At 68.3% G+C, this 20,702-nt stretch carries 20 protein-coding genes and 2 tRNA genes; 9 read left to right on the top strand and 13 right to left on the bottom strand.

Annotation, left to right across the window (positions count from 1 at the left end; genetic code table 11):
- Nucleotides 1–104 precede the first annotated feature (104 nt).
- The 4 genes from J5V96_RS00375 to J5V96_RS00360 all read right to left on the bottom strand — a co-directional run bounded on the left by J5V96_RS00375 (nucleotide 105) and on the right by J5V96_RS00360 (nucleotide 3,458).
- Nucleotides 105–521 carry an arsenate reductase ArsC gene (locus J5V96_RS00375; RefSeq protein WP_208499300.1) on the bottom strand — a complete coding sequence of 139 codons (417 nt, stop codon included), beginning with the start codon at nucleotides 519–521 and terminating at the stop codon, nucleotides 105–107.
- Between the two features lie 49 nt (nucleotides 522–570).
- Nucleotides 571–1,437 carry a metalloregulator ArsR/SmtB family transcription factor gene (locus tag J5V96_RS00370; protein WP_208499298.1) on the bottom strand — a complete coding sequence of 289 codons (867 nt, stop codon included), beginning with the start codon at nucleotides 1,435–1,437 and terminating at the stop codon, nucleotides 571–573.
- 78 nt (nucleotides 1,438–1,515) lie between these two features.
- On the bottom strand, nucleotides 1,516–2,016 hold the full coding sequence (locus J5V96_RS00365) for a GNAT family N-acetyltransferase (RefSeq protein WP_208499297.1): 501 nt from the start codon (nucleotides 2,014–2,016) through the stop codon (nucleotides 1,516–1,518).
- The gene (locus J5V96_RS00360) at nucleotides 2,013–3,458 is read right to left on the bottom strand and encodes an NAD(P)-binding domain-containing protein (RefSeq protein WP_208499295.1); all 1,446 of its coding nucleotides are present in this window, start codon (nucleotides 3,456–3,458) and stop codon (nucleotides 2,013–2,015) included. Before J5V96_RS00360 ends, J5V96_RS00365 begins: the two co-directional genes overlap by 4 nt.
- Before the next feature lie 56 nt (nucleotides 3,459–3,514).
- On the opposite strand from J5V96_RS00360, the gene J5V96_RS00355 reads away from it, so the two are divergent.
- Together J5V96_RS00355 and J5V96_RS00350 are read left to right on the top strand one after the other, a co-directional pair.
- Nucleotides 3,515–3,856: an ArsR/SmtB family transcription factor gene (locus J5V96_RS00355; protein WP_208499293.1), complete on the top strand. Its 342-nt coding sequence runs from the start codon at nucleotides 3,515–3,517 to the stop codon at nucleotides 3,854–3,856.
- A gap of 69 nt (nucleotides 3,857–3,925) precedes the next feature.
- Complete coding sequence (locus J5V96_RS00350) at nucleotides 3,926–4,594, top strand: aquaporin (protein ID WP_208499291.1); 669 nt, start codon at nucleotides 3,926–3,928, stop codon at nucleotides 4,592–4,594.
- 81 nt (nucleotides 4,595–4,675) lie between these two features.
- On the opposite strand, the gene J5V96_RS00345 is transcribed toward J5V96_RS00350, so the two are convergent.
- The 9 genes from J5V96_RS00345 to dnaA all read right to left on the bottom strand — a co-directional run bounded on the left by J5V96_RS00345 (nucleotide 4,676) and on the right by dnaA (nucleotide 15,192).
- Nucleotides 4,676–4,748: transfer RNA gene (locus J5V96_RS00345), tRNA-Ala, on the bottom strand.
- Between the two features lie 140 nt (nucleotides 4,749–4,888).
- Nucleotides 4,889–4,965, bottom strand: a tRNA-Ile gene (locus J5V96_RS00340).
- Nucleotides 4,966–5,050: 85 nt separating this feature from the next.
- Complete coding sequence (locus J5V96_RS00335) at nucleotides 5,051–5,455, bottom strand: DUF3566 domain-containing protein (protein ID WP_208499289.1); 405 nt, start codon at nucleotides 5,453–5,455, stop codon at nucleotides 5,051–5,053.
- Nucleotides 5,452–8,013: a DNA gyrase subunit A gene (gyrA, locus tag J5V96_RS00330; protein ID WP_208499287.1), complete on the bottom strand. Its 2,562-nt coding sequence runs from the start codon at nucleotides 8,011–8,013 to the stop codon at nucleotides 5,452–5,454. The genes J5V96_RS00335 and gyrA overlap by 4 nt, the downstream gene beginning before the upstream one ends.
- 104 nt (nucleotides 8,014–8,117) lie before the next feature.
- Nucleotides 8,118–10,181 (bottom strand): DNA topoisomerase (ATP-hydrolyzing) subunit B, encoded by a 2,064-nt coding sequence (gyrB, locus tag J5V96_RS00325; protein ID WP_208499285.1) that lies wholly within the window; start codon nucleotides 10,179–10,181, stop codon nucleotides 8,118–8,120.
- Nucleotides 10,182–10,303: 122 nt separating this feature from the next.
- Nucleotides 10,304–10,792 carry a DciA family protein gene (locus J5V96_RS00320; RefSeq protein WP_208499283.1) on the bottom strand — a complete coding sequence of 163 codons (489 nt, stop codon included), beginning with the start codon at nucleotides 10,790–10,792 and terminating at the stop codon, nucleotides 10,304–10,306.
- Entirely contained in the window at nucleotides 10,789–12,015 is a 1,227-nt protein-coding gene (gene recF / locus J5V96_RS00315) for a DNA replication/repair protein RecF (RefSeq protein ID WP_208499281.1), read from the bottom strand. Before recF ends, J5V96_RS00320 begins: the two co-directional genes overlap by 4 nt.
- 93 nt (nucleotides 12,016–12,108) lie before the next feature.
- Nucleotides 12,109–13,251 carry a DNA polymerase III subunit beta gene (dnaN, locus tag J5V96_RS00310; protein WP_208499279.1) on the bottom strand — a complete coding sequence of 381 codons (1,143 nt, stop codon included), beginning with the start codon at nucleotides 13,249–13,251 and terminating at the stop codon, nucleotides 12,109–12,111.
- Nucleotides 13,252–13,797: 546 nt separating this feature from the next.
- Entirely contained in the window at nucleotides 13,798–15,192 is a 1,395-nt protein-coding gene (gene dnaA / locus J5V96_RS00305) for a chromosomal replication initiator protein DnaA (protein WP_208499276.1), read from the bottom strand.
- Nucleotides 15,193–15,545: 353 nt separating this feature from the next.
- Between dnaA and rpmH the strand changes: the two genes are divergently transcribed.
- The 7 genes from rpmH (at nucleotide 15,546) to J5V96_RS00270 (ending at nucleotide 20,521) form a co-directional block, all read left to right on the top strand.
- Nucleotides 15,546–15,683, top strand: coding sequence for a 50S ribosomal protein L34 (gene rpmH / locus J5V96_RS00300; protein WP_055988770.1), 138 nt, complete (start codon nucleotides 15,546–15,548; stop codon nucleotides 15,681–15,683).
- Between the two features lie 27 nt (nucleotides 15,684–15,710).
- Nucleotides 15,711–16,085 carry a ribonuclease P protein component gene (gene rnpA, locus J5V96_RS00295; protein ID WP_208499274.1) on the top strand — a complete coding sequence of 125 codons (375 nt, stop codon included), beginning with the start codon at nucleotides 15,711–15,713 and terminating at the stop codon, nucleotides 16,083–16,085.
- A 2-nt stretch (nucleotides 16,086–16,087) separates the two neighbouring features.
- Nucleotides 16,088–16,441 carry a membrane protein insertion efficiency factor YidD gene (gene yidD, locus J5V96_RS00290; RefSeq protein WP_372439925.1) on the top strand — a complete coding sequence of 118 codons (354 nt, stop codon included), beginning with the start codon at nucleotides 16,088–16,090 and terminating at the stop codon, nucleotides 16,439–16,441.
- A gap of 7 nt (nucleotides 16,442–16,448) precedes the next feature.
- The gene (gene yidC / locus J5V96_RS00285) at nucleotides 16,449–17,498 is read left to right on the top strand and encodes a membrane protein insertase YidC (protein WP_307793065.1); all 1,050 of its coding nucleotides are present in this window, start codon (nucleotides 16,449–16,451) and stop codon (nucleotides 17,496–17,498) included.
- 40 nt (nucleotides 17,499–17,538) lie between these two features.
- Complete coding sequence (locus J5V96_RS00280; RefSeq protein WP_208499270.1) at nucleotides 17,539–18,030, top strand: Jag family protein; 492 nt, start codon at nucleotides 17,539–17,541, stop codon at nucleotides 18,028–18,030.
- Nucleotides 17,987–18,658 carry a 16S rRNA (guanine(527)-N(7))-methyltransferase RsmG gene (gene rsmG, locus J5V96_RS00275; protein ID WP_208499268.1) on the top strand — a complete coding sequence of 224 codons (672 nt, stop codon included), beginning with the start codon at nucleotides 17,987–17,989 and terminating at the stop codon, nucleotides 18,656–18,658. The genes J5V96_RS00280 and rsmG overlap by 44 nt, the downstream gene beginning before the upstream one ends.
- An 852-nt stretch (nucleotides 18,659–19,510) precedes the next feature.
- The gene (locus J5V96_RS00270) at nucleotides 19,511–20,521 is read left to right on the top strand and encodes a diacylglycerol/lipid kinase family protein (RefSeq protein ID WP_307793064.1); all 1,011 of its coding nucleotides are present in this window, start codon (nucleotides 19,511–19,513) and stop codon (nucleotides 20,519–20,521) included.
- The last annotated feature ends 181 nt before the right edge of the window (nucleotides 20,522–20,702 follow it).

Below are 20,702 nucleotides of genomic sequence, written 5' to 3'. Positions count from 1 at the left end.
TCCGGATCCGCTCGGTGTGTGTTCCCGAGGGGCGTCTCCCACCACGGCATCCCCCGCTCGTCACGCTCACGCTAGGCACCGCGGGTTGCGCAGGGGTGAACGGATCAGGCCGACTGGGTCGCCGGAGCGATCTCGGCCAGGAGGGCCTCCACGCGCGCCTTGATCTCATCGCGGATCGGGCGCACGGCCTCGATGCCCTGGCCGGCCGGGTCGTCGAGCTGCCAGTCCTCGTAGCGCTTGCCCGGGAAGATCGGGCACGCGTCGCCGCAGCCCATCGTGATGACCACATCCGACTCGCGCACGGCATCCACCGTGAGCACCTTGGGAGTGTTGGCGGAGATGTCGATGCCGGCCTCAGCCATGGCCTCGACGGCGACGGGGTTGATCTCGTCCTTCGGCGCCGAGCCCGCCGAGAGCACCTCGACGCGCTCGCCCGCGAGGTGCTGCAGCCAGCCGGCGGCCATCTGCGAGCGGCCGGCGTTGTGGACGCAGACGAACAGGACGGTGGGCGTGGCGCTCATGGGGTCTCCTTCGGTCGGATACCCAAAAGCATAGATCAGGATCTATGTATTAATCCAGCAGCTCGTCGAGCAGACCGCGCACCCGGCGCTCGATCTCGTCACGGATGGGGCGCACGCGCTCAAGCGGCAGACCCTTCGGATCCTCGAGATCCCAGTCGAGATAGCGCCGACCCGGGTAGATCGGGCACGCGTCGCCGCAGCCCATGGTGATCACGACATCCGCCGCGCGCACGGCCTCGTCGGTCAGCGGCTTCGGGAACTCGGACCCCTGGGGCACGCCGATCTCGTCGAGCGCGGTCGCGATCGTCGAGCGCATCTCGAGCGCGGGCATGGATCCGGCGCTGCGCACAACCACCCGGTCGCCCGCGAGGTGACGCAGGATGGCCGAGGCGATCTGCGAACGACCGGCGTTCTGCACGCACACGAACAGCACCTCGGGCTTCTCGCGGGTCGGGCTGTCCGCCCGCGCGAGCGCTTCGAGTCGCTCGGCGGCGAAGGCCGCGGTGCGACTGGCGAGCTGCTTCGGAACCGCGTCGCGCGACAGCAGCGAGAGGCTCTCGCGCACGTACGCGTCGATGGTCTCGGGGCCGAACGTCCCCCGGAAACGCGTCGTCAGATCCGCCACGATGCGCTCGAGATCCGGCGCGCTGTCGCCCTCGCCACCGAGCACGGCACGCAGCTCGTTCTCGCGCTCGGCGGCCACGGCGAACCAGGCGTTTCGCCCTTCCTGCGTGCGCGTGACGACGCCGTCCTCGAGCAGCAGGCGCAGGTGGTAGCTCACGGTCGGCTGGCGCAGGCCGATCGCCTCCGCGAGCTCGCCGACGCGCAGCCGCCCCTCCGGCGCGCCCAGCAGAAGACTCAGGATCCGCGCGCGCGTCGGATCCGCGATCGTCGCGAGAGCGGCCGGGGAACCCATAGATCCGAGTCTATGTCCGCGTGCCGGACCGGTTCTCGCTCCACGCGAAGCAGGGCACGCGGCTCAGGGAAGCGCGACTCAGTCGTCGGCGCGGCGACGCTCGAGCAGGATCGTGTCGCGCCACTCTCCCGCGCGCGGGCCGAGCTGCGCGCGGGCGATGCGCTCGCGCCGGCCGACCTCCCGGAATCCGGCGGCCGCGTGCAGCCGCAGGCTGGCGGTGTTCTCGGGGAAGATCGCCGACTGGATGGTCCAGAATCCCTGCGCGTCCGCGGCCTCCACGAGCGCGTGGAGCAGCAGCCGCCCGACACCCCGGCCGCGTGCGGCCCCGGCCACATATACCGAGTGCTCGATCACGCCGCGGTACGCCTCACGCGTCGAGACGCGAGAGGCCGCCGCCCAGCCGAGCACGTCGTCGCCGTCGACCGCGACGATCCGCAGCTCCGGCAGCTTGCCCGCGTCGAAGGCCTCCCAGGTGGGCGGCTCGGTCTCGAAGGTGGCTTCGCCAGTGGCGATCCCCTCGCGGTAGATGCGCTCGACAGCGGGCCAGTCGCCGGGGCTGAGGGGACGGATCCGGATCATCCGCAGCAGCCGTCGGCGGAGTCGACCCCGCAGGATCCACCCGCGGAGGCTCCGGCGAGCGGAAGGAGCGTCAGGCCGGCCGGCGCCTGCAGGGTGATGGGCTGCGGGCTCTTCGCCACGACCGGGCCGCAGCAGTCGCCGCCGTCGCCCGACGACGTCGAGCACACACCGGTCTCGGGCAGCACAAGTTCGACGCGCTCCGCCGCGGCGCTGTCGCCCGCGAGCCAGGCCACCACCGAGCGCACCTGCTCGTATCCCGTCTTCAGCAGGAAGGTCGGCGCACGGCCGTAGCTCTTCATGCCGACGATGAAGAAGCCCTGCTCCGGATGCGTGAGCTCGCGGTAGCCGTGCGGCCGCACGGTGCCGCAGGAGTGCTCGTTCGGATCGATGAGGGGTGCCAGCGCGCGCGGTGCCTCGACCACCTCGTCGAGGTCGAGCCGCAGCTCGCGGAGCATGCCGAGCTCGGGGCGGAAGCCGGTCGCCACCACCACGAGGTCGGTGTCATGCGTCGCCACCTCTCCCCCGCGGCGGCCCTGCAGGCGCACGCCGTCGCCGGTGCTCTCGGCCCGCAGGATCTCGAAGCGGTCGACCTGCGCGATCCGCCCGTCGCGCACCCGGCGCTGCAGTCGCGTGCCGAGCGATCCGCGGTCGGGCAGCTCGTCGCCGTCGGTCGAGATGCGCTGAGCGGCGGCGCCACGGATGAGCCAGGAGACGCGGGTGCCCGGCTCGTCCTCCGCGAGCCTCGAGAGCGCGAGCAGCGTATTCGCCGCGGAATGACCCGCCCCGACCACGGTGGTGTGGCGTCCTGCGAAGCGCTCGCGATCGGCGCCCAGCACGTCCGGCAGCGCGGGCAGCACGCGGTCGGCCACGTCCTCCCACCCGAGCGGCTCGAGACCGCCTGATCCGAGCGGGTTCGCCTGCCCCCAGGTGCCCGACGCGTCGATCACGGCGCGGGCCGTCTCGTCGACGACCGCGCCGTCAGCCAACCGCAGGCGCAGGGCGAACGGCGCCGCTGCGCGGCCCGCCGTGCGGGTGCGGTCCATCCCCTCGCGCGTGACGGCCACCACCTCGACACCCGACCGGATCGCCGGGGCGATCGCCGGATGCGCGGCAAGGGGCGCCACGTACTCGTCGATGAGCTCGGATCCGCTGGGCGCGCGACCGGCGACGGGTGCCTCCCAGCCGGTGCCGGCGAGCAGGCGCGCGGCAGCATCGTCGACCAGGTGCTCCCACGGCGAGAAGAGGCGTGTGTGGCCCCATTGGCGCACGGCCGCGCCGACGACGGCGCCGCGCTCGAACACCACGAACGGGATGCCGCGCTCGTGCAGGTGAGCGGCAGCGGCGAGGCCGACGGGGCCGGCGCCGATGATGGCGACGGGAAGCGCCGAGAGGCGGTCGCCGGCGGCGGGGCGGGACGGGGCGAGTTCGGTGAGCGTGGTCACAATCAGGAAGTCTGCGCCCTCTATCGATGTCTGTCAATATCGACTACCATCAATGTATGCCCGCTCAGCTCGAGATCATCCAGCCCTCCGCCTGCTGCGCGCCGCTCACCCGCGAGCCGCTCGGCCAGAGCGACGCCGAAGATCTCGCGCGCACGATGAAGGCCCTCGGCGATCCGGCACGCCTGCGCCTGCTGTCGCTCGTGGCCGCGAGCGAGGGATCGGAGGCCTGCGTCTGCGACCTGCAGGAGCCGCTGGGCCTGGCCCAGCCCACCGTCTCTCACCACCTGCGTGTGCTCACCGAAGCCGGATTCCTCACCCGCAGCAAGCGCGGAACGTGGGCCTACTACGCGCTCGTTCCGGGTGCACTCGACCGCATCGCCGACGTGCTGCGCGGCTGAGGCCGCCGCACGGGCAAGGGTCGACCCTCGGGCAGGGCCTCCGCTCACTCAACATATAGACTGCGATCTATGGATCGCACCGAGACCCTGCGCCCGCTCACCGCGGAGTTCCTGGGCAGCCTCCTGCTCGCGGCCGTCGTGATCGGTTCGGGAATCATGGCGCAGCGCCTGTCGCCGGATGACGTCGGGCTGCAGCTGCTCGAGAACGCCTTCGCGACGGCACTCGGCCTCGGCGTGCTCATCCTGCTGCTGCAGCCGATCTCCGGGGCGCACTTCAACCCCGTGGTGACGCTCGCCGACGCGTTCCTGACGCGCGCGTGGCGCAGGGTCGCCCCCTTCGCCGCCGCGCAGATCGTGGGGTGCATCGCCGGCGCGATCCTGGCGAACGCGATGTTCGCGGCGCCGATCGCGTGGAGCACCACAGAGCGCGCGACGCCGGCCCACCTGCTCTCGGAGATCATCGCGACCGCCGGCCTCGTGCTCGTGATCTTCGTGCTGGCCCGCACCGGCCGTGGTGCGCTCGCTCCGGTCGCGGTGGGCGCCTACATCGGCGCCGCATACTTCTTCACGGCGTCGACGAGCTTCGCCAACCCCGCCATCACGATCGGCCGGATGTTCTCCGACACCTTCGCGGGTATCGCCCCCGCCTCCGCGCCGGGCTTCGTCATCGCCCAGCTCATCGGCGGCGCACTCGGACTGGCGATCACCGTCTGGCTCACCCCGAAGCACGCCGATTGACCGCGTCGCCCGGTGACGACGTGCCCGTCCGCACGCCAGCCTGCGAAAAAACAAAACCCCTGGACTGACCAGGGGTGTCTGTGGAGCCTAGGAGATTCGAACTCCTGACATCCTGCTTGCAAAGCAGGCGCTCTACCAACTGAGCTAAGGCCCCGCGTTCGGGTGAACCTGAATGAGTTTACATGCGTCTCGAGGTGGCCTTTCACGCCGAGCACTCAGGTGCGGAGACCTGCGAGCCGCGCCATGGGCCGACCGGGCAACGAGAAAGCCCCTCGCTTTCGCGAGGGGCTTTTCTGGTGGGGGTACCAAGACTTGAACTTGGGACCTCTTCATTATCAGTGAAGCGCTCTAACCGCCTGAGCTATACCCCCGTGGGCCTCGGGCTTGCGCCCTCAACCTCAAAGACTTTACCCGATCCGTGAGGGGTTCGCGAATCGGGGCGACGTCCCGGGCGGGTCAGTTCGAGGTGAAGCCGACGAGCAGTCCGCCCGTGACCTTCACCGCGAGGTTGTAGATGCCCGCGATGACCGCACCGAGCACGGTCACGACCACCAGGTTCAGGATCGCCACCACGGTCGCGAACGCCATCACCTGCGGCAGACCGATCAGCTGCGAGATCGCGATGCTGCCGTCGGTGAAGCTCTTGAAGAACTCATCCGCCTTGGCGATGAGGCCCGTCGTCTGCACGACCATGTAGATCAGGAAGAACGACACGAAGGTCACGATCGCCAGCGCCACCGCCGCGAGGAACGACAGCTTCACGGACGACCAGAAGTCCACATAGACGAGGCGCAGGCGCACCTGCTTGGAGCTCGACTTGTGGGTCGACTTCTTGGCGAGCTTGTCGGCTACCGTGCTCATGCGTTCTCTCCGGGGGTCTCGGGCGCGGACTCGTCCGTGGATTCGCCGTCGTTCTCGTCGTCCGCAGCCACGGCGCGCTCGGTGTTGCGTGCGATGGCGAGGATGCGGTCGTCCTTGTCAGGTCGCGCGAAGAGCACGCCCATGGTGTCGCGGCCCTTGGCAGGGACCTCGGCGACGGCCGAGCGTACCACCTTGCCCTTGGCGAGAACCACGAGCACCTCGTCGTCCTCGGAGACGATCAGACCGCCCGCGAGCCCGCCGCGCTCATCCGACAGCTTCGCCACCTTGATGCCGAGACCGCCTCGGCCCTGCACGCGGTACTCGGTGACGGCGGTGCGCTTGGCGAAGCCGCCCTCGGTCACGACGAAGACGTAGCCCTCGTCGGTGACGACCGACGCCGACAGCAGGTGATCGCCCTCACGGAACGACATGCCCTTGACGCCGCTGGTCGAGCGACCGAGCGGGCGCAGGGCCTCATCGGTCGCCGAGAAGCGCAGCGACTGGCCACCGCGGCTGATCATCAGGATGTCGTCGGTCGCGTTCACCAGCAGCGCCGAGACGAGCTCGTCGTCCTCGCGCAGCTTGATGGCGATGATCCCGCCCTGACGGTTCGAGTCGTACTCGGCGAGGCGCGTCTTCTTCACCAGACCCGACTTCGTGACGAGCACGAGGTTCTCGGCCGCCTCGTAGTTCTTGAGCTCGATGATCTGCGCGATCTGCTCATCCGGCTGCAGCGCGAGCAGGTTCGCCACGTGCATGCCCTTCGCATCGCGGCCGGCCTCGGGCAGCTCATACGTCTTGGTGCGGTAGACGCGGCCCTTCGTCGTGAAGAACAGCAGCCAGTGATGCGTGGTGGTGACGAAGAAGTGCTCGACCACGTCGTCGGCGCGCAGCTGCGCGCCCTTCACGCCCTTGCCACCGCGTCGCTGCGAGCGGTAGTTGTCGCTGCGGGTGCGCTTGACGTAGCCCTCGCGCGTGACCGTGACGACCATGTCCTCCTCGGCGATGAGGTCCTCCATGGACACGTCGCCGTCGAAGCCGTGGAGGATGTGCGTGCGGCGCTCGTCGCCGAAGCGCGACACGATCTCGGTGAGCTCCTCGCGGATGATCGCGCGCTGACGCATCTCGTCGGCGATGATCGCCTTGAACTCGGCGATCTGCGCCTCGAGGTCGGTGGCCTCGTCGATGATCTTCTGACGCTCGAGGGCCGCGAGACGACGCAGCTGCATCGTCAGGATCGCCTCGGCCTGGATGTCGTCGATGTCCAGCAGCGACTTCAGTCCCTCGCGGGCCTCGTCGACGGTCGGCGAGCGGCGGATCAGCGCGATGACCTCGTCGAGCGCGTCGAGGGCCTTCAGCAGCGCACGCAGGATGTGCATCCGCTCCTCCGCCTTGCGCAGGCGGAACTTCGTGCGACGCACGATGACCTCGAGCTGGTGGGCGATCCAGTATCCGATGAAACCGTCGAGCGAGAGCGTGCGCGGCACGCCGTCGACGATCGCGAGCATGTTCGCGCCGAAGTTCGTCTGCAGCTCGGTGTGCTTGTAGAGGTTGTTGAGCACGACCTTCGCCACCGCGTCGCGCTTGAGCACAACGACGAGGCGCTGACCGGTGCGACCCGAGGTCTCGTCGCGGATGTCGGCGATGCCGGTGACCTTGCCCTCGCGGGCGAGCTCGCCGATCTTCACCGCGAGGTTGTCGGGGTTCACCTGGTACGGCAGCTCGGTGATCACGAGGCACGTGCGGCCCTGGATCTCCTCGATCTCGACGACCGCGCGCATCGTGATGGATCCGCGTCCGGTGCGATACGCCTCGTGCACGCCCTTGGTGCCGAGGATCTGCGCGCCGGTCGGGAAATCGGGGGCCGGGATGCGCTGCATCAGGCCGTCGAGCAGCTCCTCGCGGGGCAGCTCGGGGTTCTCCAGCGCGAACAGCGCGCCGTCGGCGACCTCGCGCAGGTTGTGCGGCGGGATGTTCGTGGCCATGCCGACCGCGATGCCGACGGATCCGTTGACCAGCAGGTTCGGGAAGCGGGCCGGCAGAACGGTCGGCTCCTGCGTCTCGCCGTCGTAGTTGTCGTGGAAGTCGACCGTGTCCTGCTCGATGTCGCGCACCATCTCGAGCGCGAGCTGAGCCATCTTGGTCTCGGTGTAACGCGGGGCGGCCGCGCCCTGGTTGCCGGGCGAGCCGAAGTTTCCCTGCCCCTGTGCCAGCGGGTAGCGCAGCGACCACGGCTGCACGAGGCGCACGAGGGCGTCGTAGATCGCCGAGTCGCCGTGCGGGTGGTACTGACCCATGACCTCGCCGACGACGCGGGCGCACTTCGAGAACTTCTTGTCGGGACGGTAGCCGCCGTCGTACATCGCGTAGACGACGCGGCGGTGCACGGGCTTGAGGCCGTCGCGCACGTCGGGCAGCGCGCGCCCGACGATGACGCTCATCGCGTAGTCGAGGTAGCTGCGCTGCATCTCCGACTGCAGGTCGACCTGGTCGATGCGGCCGTGGTTGTGGGCCGCGTTCGCGTCGGGGCGCTGCTCGTCGTTGTTCTCGTCAGTCATGTTCTCTTCGTCTCAGATCAGTTCGTGAGGTCGGCTTGCGACGTCTCGTCTCGCTTCGCTCGCTCGACGACCGGGTGGCGTCTCGCTGCGCGTCGACAGAGTCATCAGATGTCGAGGAATCTCACGTCCTTCGCATTGCGCTGGATGAACGAGCGTCGCGACTCGACGTCCTCACCCATCAGCACCGAGAAGATCTCGTCGGCTGCGGCGGCGTCGTCGATGGTGACCTGACGCAGCGTCCGCGTCTCGGGGTTCATCGTCGTGTCCCACAGCTCGTGGTCGTTCATCTCGCCGAGACCCTTGTAGCGCTGGATGCCCGCCTCCTTGGGGATGCGCTTGCCGGCGGCCGCGCCCTCCTTCAGGAGCGCGTCGCGCTCACGGTCGCTGTAGACGTACTCGTGTGCGGCGTTCGTCCACTTCAGGCGGTAGAGCGGGGGCATCGCCAGGTAGACGAAACCGGCCTCGACGAGACCGCGCATGTAGCGGAACAGCAGCGTCAGCAGCAGCGTCGTGATGTGCTGGCCGTCGACGTCGGCATCGGTCATCAGCACGATCTTGTGGTACCGGGCCTTGTCGATGTCGAACTCCGGGCCGATGCCCGTGCCGAAAGCCTGGATCATGGCCTGGACCTCCTTGTTGCCCAGGGCCTTGTCGATGCGCGCGCGCTCGACGTTCAGGATCTTGCCACGCAGCGCCAGGATCGCCTGCGTGTGCGGGTCGCGGCCGCCGACGGCCGAGCCGCCGGCCGAGTCGCCCTCGACGAGGAAGATCTCGGAGATCGACGGATCCTTCGACGTGCAGTCCTTGAGCTTGTCGGGCATCGCGGCCGACTCGAAGACGCTCTTGCGGCGCGCCGTCTCGCGGGCCTTGCGGGCCGCCATGCGCGCGGTGGCCGCGTCGATCGCCTTGCGGATCACGTTCTTGGCCTGCTGCGGGTTGCGCTCGAACCAGTCGGCGAGCTGATCTCCCACGACCTTCTGCACAAACGCCTTCGCCTCGGTGTTGCCGAGCTTGGTCTTGGTCTGGCCCTCGAACTGCGGCTCGGACAGCTTGACCGAGATGACGGCGGTGAGACCCTCGCGGACGTCATCGCCCGTGAGGTTGTCGTCCTTCTCCTTGATGATGTTGTTGGCGCGCGCGTACTTGTTGACGAGCGTCGTCAGCGCGGCGCGGAAGCCCTCTTCGTGCGTGCCGCCCTCGTGGGTGTTGATCATGTTCGCGTAGGTGAAGACGTTCTCGCTGTACGAGGTGGTCCACTGCATGGCGATCTCGACCGACATCCGGCCGTCGGCCTGCTCCTGCTCGAGGACGATGATCTCCTCGTTGACGTGGTCGGTCTTGCGCACCTTGTTCAGGTACTCGACGTAGTCGACGAGGCCGCGCTCGTAGTGGAAGACGTTGTGGCGCTGGACCATCTCGGTCGAGCCGTCCTCCTTCGCCACCTCCTCGGTGGCGTCCTCGCGCTCGTCGTAGAGCTCGATCCGCAGACCCTTGTTGAGGAACGCCGTCTGCTGGAAGCGCGTGCGCAGCACCTCGTAGTCGAAGTCGAGGGTCTCGGTGAAGATCTCGCCGTCGGGCCAGAAGGTGATGGTGGTGCCGGTCTCTTCGGTCTCGGCGCCCTGCTGGATCGGGCCGGTCGGCGTGCCGCCGTTCTCGAACGACTGGCGCCACTCGTAGCCGTCGCGCTTGACGACCGCGTCGAGGCGGGTCGAGAGGGCGTTGACCACCGACGAGCCGACGCCGTGCAGACCGCCCGAGACCGCGTATCCGCCGCCGCCGAACTTTCCGCCGGCGTGCAGCACCGTCAGCACGACCTCGAGCGTCGACTTGCCCTCGGTCTTGTGCATGGCCACGGGGATGCCACGGCCGTTGTCGACGCAGCGCAGGCCGCCGTCCTTCAGGAGCGTGACCTTGATGGTGTCGCAGTAGCCGGCGAGGTGCTCGTCGACCGAGTTGTCGACGATCTCGTACACGAGGTGATGCAGACCGCGAGGTCCCGTCGAGCCGATGTACATGCCGGGGCGCTTGCGCACCGCCTCGAGTCCCTCCAGGACCTGGATGTTGTCAGCGCCGTATTCTCCGCTGACCTTCTTCGAGTCGTCCGAACCGGATGCCTGCACGGCTTCTTCGGGCGCGCTCTGCGGGTCCTGGGGGTTGTCGATCGTCATCTGAGGGGGTGCTCCACATCTTCAGTCGGGTGCACCGCCATCCTATCAAGACAGCCCCTCTCCCCTGGGCGCAGCGGGCCCTCTGAGGCGAGAAAAACGACCCGGACATCCCCGGAGATGGATCAGCCGTAGGTATCGCGCGGACCGCGCCCTGGAATCGATCTGGGACCCCATTTCCAGGTGGGGACGTCCGGCCCCACGAAACGCACCGACGAGACGCCGGCCTCGGGGTAGCTCGTGATGATCTGCGTCAGGATCTGCGCGCGCATGTACGAGAGGTTCTTGGCCCACGCCGTCGAGTCGCACTGGATCGTGAGCATGCCCTCGTTCAACGACACGGGGCTGGAGTGCTGCGCGGTCTCCGCGCCGGCGACGTCCTCCCACTGGCGCACCAGGTCCTCGCGCGACAGCTGCTTCTCCCAGCCGTTGGCTCGCGTGAGCACATCCAGCGCATCTCCGAGGGATCCGGGATCCCGTCCGGGAGTGAACGGCTGCTTGTCATCGTCGTCGCGGTCGCGCTTCTTCTTCTGCCACTTCGCGCGCCGGCTGGGCTCGAGGCCGCGCAGTCGCAGGTAGGTCGCGATCGTCTCGGGGAGGCCGCCGTCGCTCATGCGCCGTGCTCCTCATCCCGATCGCTCGTCGAGGCAGCGAGGCGAGTCGAGACATCCGAGGGCTCCAGCGGATGCTCGCTCAGCGGTCCCAGCACCCGGCCCGCGTCGATGCGGACGGCGTTCTCGCGCAGGGCCTCGGGGATGTCGCCGGCGACGGCCGCCGTCACGATGACCTGCTCGTACCCCGACACCACCCCGGCCAGGCGCGCGCGGCGGTCGGCGTCGAGCTCGGCGAAGACATCGTCGAGGATGAGCACCGGATCCCCGCCCGGCGACTCCGCCCGCAGCAGCTCGGCCGACGCCAGGCGCAGCGAGAGCGCGACCGACCACGACTCGCCATGCGACGCGTAGCCCTTCACCGGCAGGCCGCGCACGCGCAGGATCAGGTCGTCGCGATGCGGGCCCACGAGCGTCAGCCCCCGGTCGAGCTCCGCCGCGCGCTTGTCGGCGAGCGCCGCGCGGAACAGCTCTGCGGTCGATCCGGATCCGCTCTCCTGGTGGTCGTCGCCGTCTTCCGGATCGCCGCCGCGGATCGAGAGCGCCCATTCGAGCTCGGGGCGGTGATCCTCGCCCGCGATCGCCGCGTACGCCTCGGCGACCGGGCGCGCGAGATCCTGCGCCAGCCGGGTGCGCGCGTCGATGATCTCGGAGCCGAGCGAGACGAGCTTGTCGTCCCACACGTCGAGCGTCGGAAGGCTCTGCGCCTTCATGCCGCGGGCGCGGGCCGACTTCAGCAACGCGGTGCGCTGACGCAGCGTGCGGTCGTAGTCGGCGAGCACGGCGGACATGCGCGGCGTGCGCTGCACCAGCAGCTGATCGGCGAAGCGGCGCCGCGAGGAGGGATCGCCGCGAACGATCTGGAGATCCTCCGGCGCGAAGAGCACCACCTGCGCATAGCGGGGAAGCTCGTTCGTGCGGACGGGAGAACCCCCGATCCGGGCCTTGTTCGAGCCCTGCTTGTTGATCTGCAGCTCGAGGGTCACCCGACGCTCGCCGTGGGCGAGCCGGGCTCGCACGAAAGCGGCCGAGCAGCCCTCGCGCACCAGCGGCGCGTCGGCGGACACCCGGTGCGAGCCGAGCGTGGCGAGGTACGCGATGGCCTCGGCGAGATTCGTCTTGCCCTGACCGTTGCGGCCCACCAGCACATTCGCCCCGCGCCCGAGCGCGAGCTCGGCCTCCGCGTAGTTGCGGAAGTCCTTCAGCGAGAGGTGCTCGACGTACATGACAGCTGCGCGCGAAGCGCGGTCCTTCCGGTCGGTGAGCGAAGGAGGAGCAGCCGAGTCGTCGCCGTCTCGCCTCCCGCGATACGCCGAGTCTCAGCGCAGCAGCAGGTTGGGCTGCAGCAGGTACTTGAACGAGTCCTGGCCGGCCTGGTCGACCGACGTCTGGCTCGTGATCAGCACGGGGCTGAGCTTGTTCGCGTTGTCGCTCGAGGTGAACGTGATGCGCACGAACTCGCTCTTCACCGCCGAGAGCGACTCGAGCAGGTACTGCGGGTTGAGGCCCAGCGTGACGTCCTCGCCCTGGAGGTGGGCATCGACCGACTCGGACGCGCGCGCCTGGTCGCCTCCCGAGGCGTCCATCGTCACCGAGGAGGTCGTGAAGCTGAAACGCAGCGGCGCCGAGCGGTCGAGCACGAGGGCCACACGACGCACGGCCTCGGTGAGGTCGGCCGTGCTGACGACCGCGTAGTGGTCGGTCTGCGCGGGGAAGAGGCGACGGACCGGCGGGAAGTTGCCCTTGATCAGCAGCGACGTCACGGTCTTGTTGCCCGCCGTGAACGCGATGATCTCGCGGTCACCCGATCCGGAGAACGCGATGGAGATGTTGCCGCCGTGCGAGAAGGTCTTGCCGACCTCGGTCAGGGTGCGCGCCGGAACGAGCGCGTGGGCCTCCTCCTGGCCGCCGTCCCAGTCGATGTCGCGCAGCGCAACGCGATAGCGGTCGGTGGCGACGAGGCTGAGCTGCTGGCCCGCGACCTCGAGCTGGACGCCGGTGAGCACCGGGGTGACGTCGTCACGCGAGGCCGCGAAGGCGACCTGCGAGATCGCGGTGGCGAAGTCGTCGGCCGGAACGAGGCCGGACTCGCCGGTGACCTCGGGGATCGCGGGGTATTCCTCGACCGGCATCGACGCGAGCGCGAAGCGCGCGGAGCCGCACGTGAGGGCGATGTTGCCGTCGTCCTCGGTCGTCATCTGGATCGGAGCGTTCGGCAGGCGGCTGGCGATGTCCGAGAGCAGACGGCCGTGCACCAGGATCGTGCCGGGCTCGTCGATCGTGGCCTCGATCGTCGTGCGAGCGGAGGCCTCGTAGTCGAAGGCCGATAGCGCGAGCTGTCCGTCGGCGGTGGCCTCGATGAGCACGCCCGCGAGGATCGGCTGAGGGTTGCGCTGGGGCAGCAGCTTGACGACGAACGACACTGCCTCGCTGAAGACGTCACGGTTCACGTGGAACTTCACGGGTGCTTCCCCTCGAATCACAACAATCGTCACGGACCTCAGCGCCCGTGGGAATCCCATGCTAGCCCCCGCCCCGGAATCGTGTGATTCGGGGCCGACGGCCCGTGAAGGTCATCGGGGAGCCCTGCGGAAACTTGTTGTTCTGTAGTCGTAGTAGCCCCTGTGGAAAATGTGGATAACTCTGTGGATCCTTGTGATTTCTAAGGAACTACATCTCTGTGACTTGTGGATCTGGTGCGGACGCGACGTGGACGGCGACCGGGTGTCGTCTGCCGTGCTGACAGGCGTCTCCACACCCCGCCCGCATGTCGTTCACATGGTCACCGGCGGGTCTCCACAGTTATCCACAGCACTTTCCACATGGGGAGAACCCTTATAGAGCCGTCCGCTCCGGCGTGTCAAGAACGTTTCAGGGCATAGATGGCGGCGCGAAACGAGCACCCTGACGGCATACACGCCAGGGCCGCGTGAATGGCGCCTCAGGGACCCGGGCAACGCGAAGGGCCGCTCATCCGTATGGAGGAGCGGCCCTGGAAGACGATGCGGTCAGCGGCGACCGAGCTGCGTGGTGATCTCGGTGACCTGGTTGTAGAGCGAGCGGCGCTCCTTCATCAGGTCGCTGATCTTGCGATACGCGTACATGACGGTGGTGTGGTCGCGACCGCCGAACAGCTGGCCGATCTTCGGCAGCGAGAGGTTGGTGCGCTCACGACACAGGTACATGGCGATCTGACGGGCCTGTGCGACCGCCTGCGAGCGGCTGGATCCGTACAGGTCGTCGACCGTCAGCTTGAAGTAGGCCGCGGTCGCCGTGATGATGTCGTTCTCCGAGATGACGTTGTCCTCGGTCTGATCCACGATGTCCCGCAGCACGTTCTGCGCGAGCTGCACATCGACATCCGACCGATTGAGGTTGGCGAAGGCCGAGACGCGGATCAGGGCGCCCTCCAGCTCGCGGATGTTCGTGGAGACGACGGTGGCGATGTACTCCACGACGTCGTCGGGGATGTAGAGGCGCTCGGAGGCGGCCTTCTTGCGCAGGATCGCGATGCGCGTCTCGAGGTCGGGCGCCTGCACGTCGGTGATGAGGCCCCACTCGAAACGGCTGCGCATGCGGTCCTCGAAGCCGGTGAGCAGTTTGGGGGCGACATCCGACGTGATCACGACCTGCTTGTCGTGGTCGTGCAGGGTGTTGAACGTGTGGAAGAAGGCCTCCTGGGTCTCGGCCTTCCCCTGCAGGAACTGGATGTCATCGATCAGCAGGATGTCGACGTCGCGATAGCGCGCGTTGAACGCGGCGCCGCGGTTGTTCGCGATCGAGTTGATGAAGTCGTTGGTGAACTCCTCGCTCGACACGTAGCGAACCCGGACGCCCGCGAACAGGCTCTGCGCATAATCGCCGATCGCGTGCAGCAGGTGGGTCTTGCCGAGGCCGGAGTCCCCGTAGATGAAGAGGGGGTTGTAGGCCTTCGCCGGCGCCTCGGCCACCGCCACCGCGGCGGCGTGCGCGAAGCGGTTGGACTGGCCGATCACGAAGTTGTCGAAGGTGTACTTCGGGTTCAGGCGCGTGTCGTTGCGGCTGGGGGTGTTCGACTCCGCCGGCGACTCGACGGGTCGCTGCGGGACCTGCTGAGCGGCCGGCGTCTCGGCGGCCGCGAGAGGGGCGGCAGGGGCCGTGTCCGACAGATCCGGGTTGACCGTGACGCGGAACGACTGGGCGTCGCCGCCGACCTTCGCGAGGGCGTCCATGATCGGCTCGCGCAGTCGCTTCGAGATCTGCTGGCTGGTGAGGTCGTTCTGCACCGCGAGATAGAGGGTGCCGCCCATCACGCCCTCGGCCACTGTCAGACTCAGGAATCCGCGCAGCTGCGGCGTGACGCGGGCGTCGTGTTCAAGCTCCGCGAGCACCGCCCGCCAGACCGGGACATCGGGCGTGGTCATGGGTCCCCCTGAGAAGTCATCATCCATCCACAGGGCATCCTCCTGTTACGGGGTGCAGCCGCGCCATTCGGGGGCCCGGGCCTGTGGATAACTCGTGCAACGCTAGTCGCCGGATCGCGCATCGGCAAACGAGCAGATCGGATCCGGATGCGATTCCCGCGTCGCGGGAGCGTGTCCCTCCCGACGGGGCGCGTGGGCTGTGGAGATACTGTCAGGTTGTCGGGCCGGTTTGCGTGAATCACGCGCCCAGACGTAACCTAGGTCGGTTGACTTATGCCTTCTCGGCATTCCCATACCATCCCAACCGTCTCCGGCAGTATCGATCCCGGTGACATCTTCTCCGGAGTGATTCCATGAGCAAGCGCACCTTCCAGCCCAACAACCGTCGTCGCGCCAAGAAGCACGGCTTCCGCGCTCGCATGCGCACGCGTGCCGGCCGCGCGATCCTCGCCGCCCGCCGCGGCAAGGGCCGCGCCGAGCTGTCGGCCTAAGCCGCAGCTCCGGCTTCCCGCTGGACCGTGCTCGCGCGGCCGAGACGCCTCACCCGCGGCGACGACTACAGGTTCGTCGTCCGCAGGGGCGCTCGGTGCGCGGGTGCGAACTCGGTGACGCACGTCGTGTTGACAGCCGAACCGCGCGCCGCGCGGTTCGGCTTCATCGTGAGCAAGGCCGTGGGCAACGCGGTCACACGCAACACGGTGCGCCGGCGCCTCAAGGCCATCTGCGCCGAGGCGCTTCCCGACGTCCGCGAGGGAGCCGACGTGGTGATCCGCGCCCTGCCGTCCTCCGCGACGGCGACGTATCAGGATCTGCGCGCAGAAGTGACGCGCTGTCTCGCCCGACGGGCCGCTCGAGCTATCGATGCATCGAGCGACCGGAGGGAGCCGAAGTGAGCGTGCTGCCTGCTTCGGCGTCCGGGACAGCGCGCTTTTCTGTATCCGGGGTCTCCGACGCGCTCACGGCCGCTCTGCTCGCGCCCCGCAACGCGGGGATCGCGATGCTGCACGGCTACCGCGCCGTGATCTCCCCGCTCTACGGCGATGTGTGCCGCTACTACCCCTCCTGCTCCGCCTACGCGGTCACGGCCGTGCAGCAGCACGGGCTCGTGAAGGGATCCGCGCTCTCCGCCGCGCGGATCGCGCGCTGCCATCCCTGGGCGGCCGGTGGCGAGGACGATGTCCGTCCGCACCGAGCCTTCCGCTACGACCTCACCCCTCACGGCTTCGTCGTGCCCCTTCGAAAGGACTGATCCACTCGTGGATTTCTTCGGAATCATCCTCTGGCCCCTGAAGTGGGCCGTTGAGGCCATCCTCGTCGGCTGGCACTGGCTGTTCACGTCGCTCGGACTGTCCGCGACCGGCGGTGTCACCTGGATGCTGTCCATCCTGGGTGTCGTCCTGGTGGTGCGCGGCGCGCTTGTGCCGCTGTTCGTGCGCCAGATCAAGAGCCAGCGCGCGATGATGGAGCTCGCTCCTGAGATCCGCAAGATCCAGGATCGCTACAAGGGCAAGCGCGACCAGCTCTCTCGCGAGGCCATGAGCCGCGAGACCATGGCGCTGTACAAGAAGCACGGATCGAGCCCGCTGTCGGGCTGCTGGCCGCTGCTGGTGCAGATGCCCATCTTCTTCTCGATGTACTACACGCTCTCCGACGTGAAGCACCACGCGCAGCAGGGCGTCGGCGGCGTCGGCCTGCTCAACGCCGAGCTCACCAAGCAGTTCAACGACTCGAAGCTGTTCGAGATCGCGCCCTTCCACCAGACCCTTGGTGAGGCGTGGAGCGCCGGCCAGACCGCGACGATCATCATCCTCGTTGTGCTGGTCATCCTGATGATCGCGTCGCAGTTCTACACTCAGCTGCAGATCATCTCGAAGAACCTCTCCCCCGAGGCCAAGACCGGCCAGGCCTACCAGATGCAGCGCGTGATGCTCTACATCCTGCCGCTGGGCTTCATCTTCTCGGGCGTCTTCTTCCCGCTCGGCGTCGTTATGTACTGGTTCTTCTCCAACATCTGGACGATGGTGCAGCAGTTCATCGTGATCCGCGAGATGCCGACGCCCGGATCGGAGGCCGCGAAGGCCCGCGAGGAGCGTCTGGCGCGCAAGGGCAAGGCGCTCGACTCCAAGGGCAAGATCGTGCCGATGGCCGTGTACGAGGCCGAGCAGCAGCGCCTGCTCGAGGAGAACGAGAAGCGCAAGGCGCAGCAGCCCAAGCGCCAGCAGCCGATGAGCAAGCAGCGCGCGAAGAAGCAGGGGCAGCGACCGCACGACGGTGACTCCGGCGCTGCGGGCACCCCGGCCAAGTAATACCTTCTGATCAGGCATTCTGGATTCTCGAGGACATCACATGAGCACCACTCCCGTCACCGGTGACGCGCCCACCCAGGCCGAGCTCGAGGCTGAGGGCGACATCGCCGCCGACTACGTCGAGGGCCTGCTGGACATCGCCGACATCGACGGCGACCTGACGCTCGACGTCAAGCAGGGCCGCGCGTACGTCTCGGTCGAGTCGGATGACGACTCGCTCGGTGTGCTGGCCGACCCCGACACGGTGCAGGCCCTGCAGGAGCTCACGCGGCTCGCTGTGCAGGCGAAGACGGGCCGCTTCTCGCGCCTGATCCTGGACGTCGACGGGTCGCGCGATGCTCGCCGGGCGCAGCTGGAGAAGCTCGTGGACGCGGCGGTCTCGCGCCTCGATGAGGGCGCCTCGCAGGCGTCGCTGCCCGCGATGTCGAGCTACGAGCGCAAGCTCATCCACGACATCGTGGCTGAGCGCGGCCTCGTCTCCGAGTCGTATGGCGACGGAGCCGACCGTCACACCGTCATCCGACGTGGCTGAGCTCGAGCAGGAGCCTTCGGCCGCGGCCGAGCTCTTCGGCGACCGCATCGAGCTGGCCCGCCAGTTCACGCGTGCACTGGCCGAGCACGGCGAGGAGCGCGGGCTCATCGGCCCGCTTGAGGTGCCGCGACTGTGGACCCGGCACATCCTGAACAGCGCGATCGCCGCTCCCCTGTTCCCCGCCGGGGGAACGGTGGGCGATGTGGGTTCGGGGGCCGGCCTTCCCGGTCTGGTGCTCGCCATCGCGCGTCCGGACATCCGCTGGGTTCTCATCGAGCCCATGGAGCGCCGGGTCGCCTGGCTGGAGGAGCAGGTCGAGGCTCTCGGGCTCGACAACGTGATCGTCGAGCGCGCTCGCGCTGAGGACGCAGGCCGGTACGAGGGTGTGCTCGACGCGGTGACTGCGCGCGCGGTCTCGGCTCTGCGGACCCTGCTGCCGTGGACCGCACCCCTCGTGCGCGACGGCGGTGAACTGATCCTGCTGAAGGGCTCGGGTGCTCCGGCTGAGATCGAGGCGGCGGCGAAGGCGATTCGCAAGTACAAGCTGTCGGATGTCCGCGTCGAGGTGCTCGGCGAGGGCGTTCTCGGCGAGGAGACGCGCGTTGTGCGCGCCACGGTGCGCGGCTGACACGCCTTTCTTGTCTTGAGGGCCGGTGTTTCAAGTGAAACACCGGCCCTCGGCTTTTGGGGTGGGTTGCGGGTGCTGCGGCGCTCTGGCGTGCGGATGTTTCACGTGAAACGGACGCCGCGGCGAAAGGCGTTGAGTGAGGCGGCTTACGCCCGACTCGAGTGCGTAGCGGGCTTCCTCCTCTCGTTCGTTGAGCGAGGGAGCTTGCGACCGAGTCGAAACGCGCTGAGCTGCCGCCCGGGGGTGAGGGCGTTTCGACTCGCTGCGCTCGCTCAACGAGCGGGAAGGTGAGTGCCCGCTTCGATCGGGCCCCTCCTCTCGTTCGGAACGCGCCGAGCCGCCCGTGGGGATGAGGGCGTTTCGACTCGCTCCGCTCGCTCGACGAGCGGGAGGGTGATCAGTGCGCGGTTCGGTCGCTCCCCTCCCCTCCCTCGTTCGAAACGCGCCGCGCTGCCCGTGGGGAGGAGGGTGTTTCGAATCGCTCCGCTCGCTCAACGAGCGGGAGGGTGATCAGTGCGCGGCTCGATCGCTCCCCTCCCCTCTTTCGTTCGAAACGCACCGAGCTGCCCGCGGGGGTGAGGGCGTTTCGACTCGCTGCGCTCGCTCAACGAGCGGGAGGGTGAGTGCGCAGTCCGAACGCTCCCCTCCCATCGTTCGTTGAGCGAGGGAGCTTGCGACCGAGTCGAAACGCGCCGAGCCGCCCGCGGGCGTAAGTGCACTTCGACTCGCGGCGCTCGCACGACGAAAGCGAGGCGGGCGTTTGCTCGTGCAAAACGCGGGTCAATTGAGTGGCACTGGGGTACCCGCTTCTATGTGCGTGTTTCACGTGAAACGGGCCGGTAGCGTGGGGACGTGAACGTGCGACGCATCGGCATGGTGGTCAATCCGGCAGCCGGCGGCGGCACCGCGAAAGAAGTCGGCGCGAGCTTCGCGCGAACGGTCGTCGACGCCGGCTGCGAGATCGTCGGACTGTCCGCGCTGAGCGCCGACGTCGCGCTTTCGAACGTGCGCGGCGCACTGCGCGACATCGACGCACTCGTCGTGGTCGGTGGTGATGGCATGGTCCATCTCGGCGTGCAGGCCGTGGCGCAGACTGACGTTCCGCTGGGCCTGATCCCCGTCGGCACGGGTAACGACTTCGCCGCGGCGACGGGAGTCCCGCTCGTGCCCGCCGACGCCATCGCCGCGGTGATGCGCCGCGTGGTCGACGGCACCGCTCCGCGCTCGCTGGACTTGTTGCGGGTGGAGGGTGCGGGTGTAGAGGGGGGTGCACCGAGATGGGTGGCAGGGGCAGTGTCCGCGGGGCTGGACGCGGCCGTCAATGCCCGCGCGAACCGGATGCGCTTCCCCAAGGGAGCATCGAAGTATGTTGTTGCCGCGGTGCGGGAGATCCTGTCGTATCGATCGTGGGGTTACCGCCTGCAGGTGGAGGGCGTCGACCTCACTCCCCCACTACGCGCTGGGCTGGAGCGATTCCCGGGCGTGATGATCGAATCGTCCGCGGTCGCGGGAGAGCATCACCTCAGGTGGGAGAGCCGCGGAGCACTGGTCACGGCTGCCAACACCTCGACCATCGGGGGCGGTATCCGGGTCGCACCCGACGCCCTGCTCGATGACGGTCTGCTCGACCTGATCCTCGCGCGAGATGTCGGTGCACTCACGGCCGGGAAGCTGTTTCCGTTGATGATCGCTGGCAAGCATCTGCAGTCAGAAGACCTACGCGCCGTCCGCGCGCGCACGGTGACGATGGAGTCTTCGGACGCCCCCGCCGACTGGCCGGCCGTGTACGGCGATGGGGAGCGTATCGGCACCCTGCCCGTGCGCGTCGAGGTGGCTCCGGGGGCGCTGCGCTTGCTTGCGTGAGGGCGGTCAGGAGCCGCATATCCGGTTGCGGGGGCCGATGTTTCACGTGAAACGTCGGCATGACGGGTGTGGGTCGTGCGGATGTTTCACGTGAAACGTGTCGCGCCGCGGCGACACGCGGCGGTGTCGGATGCGGCAGTTAGAGTGGATTCACCCACCGCTCCGAAGGGAAGAGTGTTTC

It is taken from the genome of Microbacterium stercoris, assembly GCF_017592545.1.
Classification (GTDB): domain Bacteria; phylum Actinomycetota; class Actinomycetes; order Actinomycetales; family Microbacteriaceae; genus Microbacterium; species Microbacterium stercoris.
This window is presented reverse-complemented; position numbering and strand designations above follow the sequence as displayed.

Bases quoted from the DNA above. Each gene is read 5' to 3' on its own strand.
- rsmG (WP_208499268.1), top strand. From the start codon at position 17,987: ATGGCGACGGAGCCGACCGTCACACCGTCATCCGACGTGGCTGAGCTC.
- gyrB (WP_208499285.1), bottom strand. From the start codon at position 10,181: ATGACGATCGACAACCCCCAGGACCCGCAGAGCGCGCCCGAAGAAGCC.
- J5V96_RS00320 (WP_208499283.1), bottom strand. From the start codon at position 10,792: ATGAGCGACGGCGGCCTCCCCGAGACGATCGCGACCTACCTGCGACTG.
- J5V96_RS00335 (WP_208499289.1), bottom strand. From the start codon at position 5,455: ATGAGCACGGTAGCCGACAAGCTCGCCAAGAAGTCGACCCACAAGTCG.
- rpmH (WP_055988770.1), top strand. From the start codon at position 15,546: ATGAGCAAGCGCACCTTCCAGCCCAACAACCGTCGTCGCGCCAAGAAG.
- J5V96_RS00375 (WP_208499300.1), bottom strand. From the start codon at position 521: ATGAGCGCCACGCCCACCGTCCTGTTCGTCTGCGTCCACAACGCCGGC.
- J5V96_RS00280 (WP_208499270.1), top strand. From the start codon at position 17,539: ATGAGCACCACTCCCGTCACCGGTGACGCGCCCACCCAGGCCGAGCTC.
- J5V96_RS00370 (WP_208499298.1), bottom strand. From the start codon at position 1,437: ATGGGTTCCCCGGCCGCTCTCGCGACGATCGCGGATCCGACGCGCGCG.
- recF (WP_208499281.1), bottom strand. From the start codon at position 12,015: ATGTACGTCGAGCACCTCTCGCTGAAGGACTTCCGCAACTACGCGGAG.
- J5V96_RS00365 (WP_208499297.1), bottom strand. From the start codon at position 2,016: ATGATCCGGATCCGTCCCCTCAGCCCCGGCGACTGGCCCGCTGTCGAG.
- dnaA (WP_208499276.1), bottom strand. From the start codon at position 15,192: ATGACCACGCCCGATGTCCCGGTCTGGCGGGCGGTGCTCGCGGAGCTT.
- gyrA (WP_208499287.1), bottom strand. From the start codon at position 8,013: ATGACTGACGAGAACAACGACGAGCAGCGCCCCGACGCGAACGCGGCC.
- J5V96_RS00355 (WP_208499293.1), top strand. From the start codon at position 3,515: ATGCCCGCTCAGCTCGAGATCATCCAGCCCTCCGCCTGCTGCGCGCCG.
- J5V96_RS00350 (WP_208499291.1), top strand. From the start codon at position 3,926: ATGGATCGCACCGAGACCCTGCGCCCGCTCACCGCGGAGTTCCTGGGC.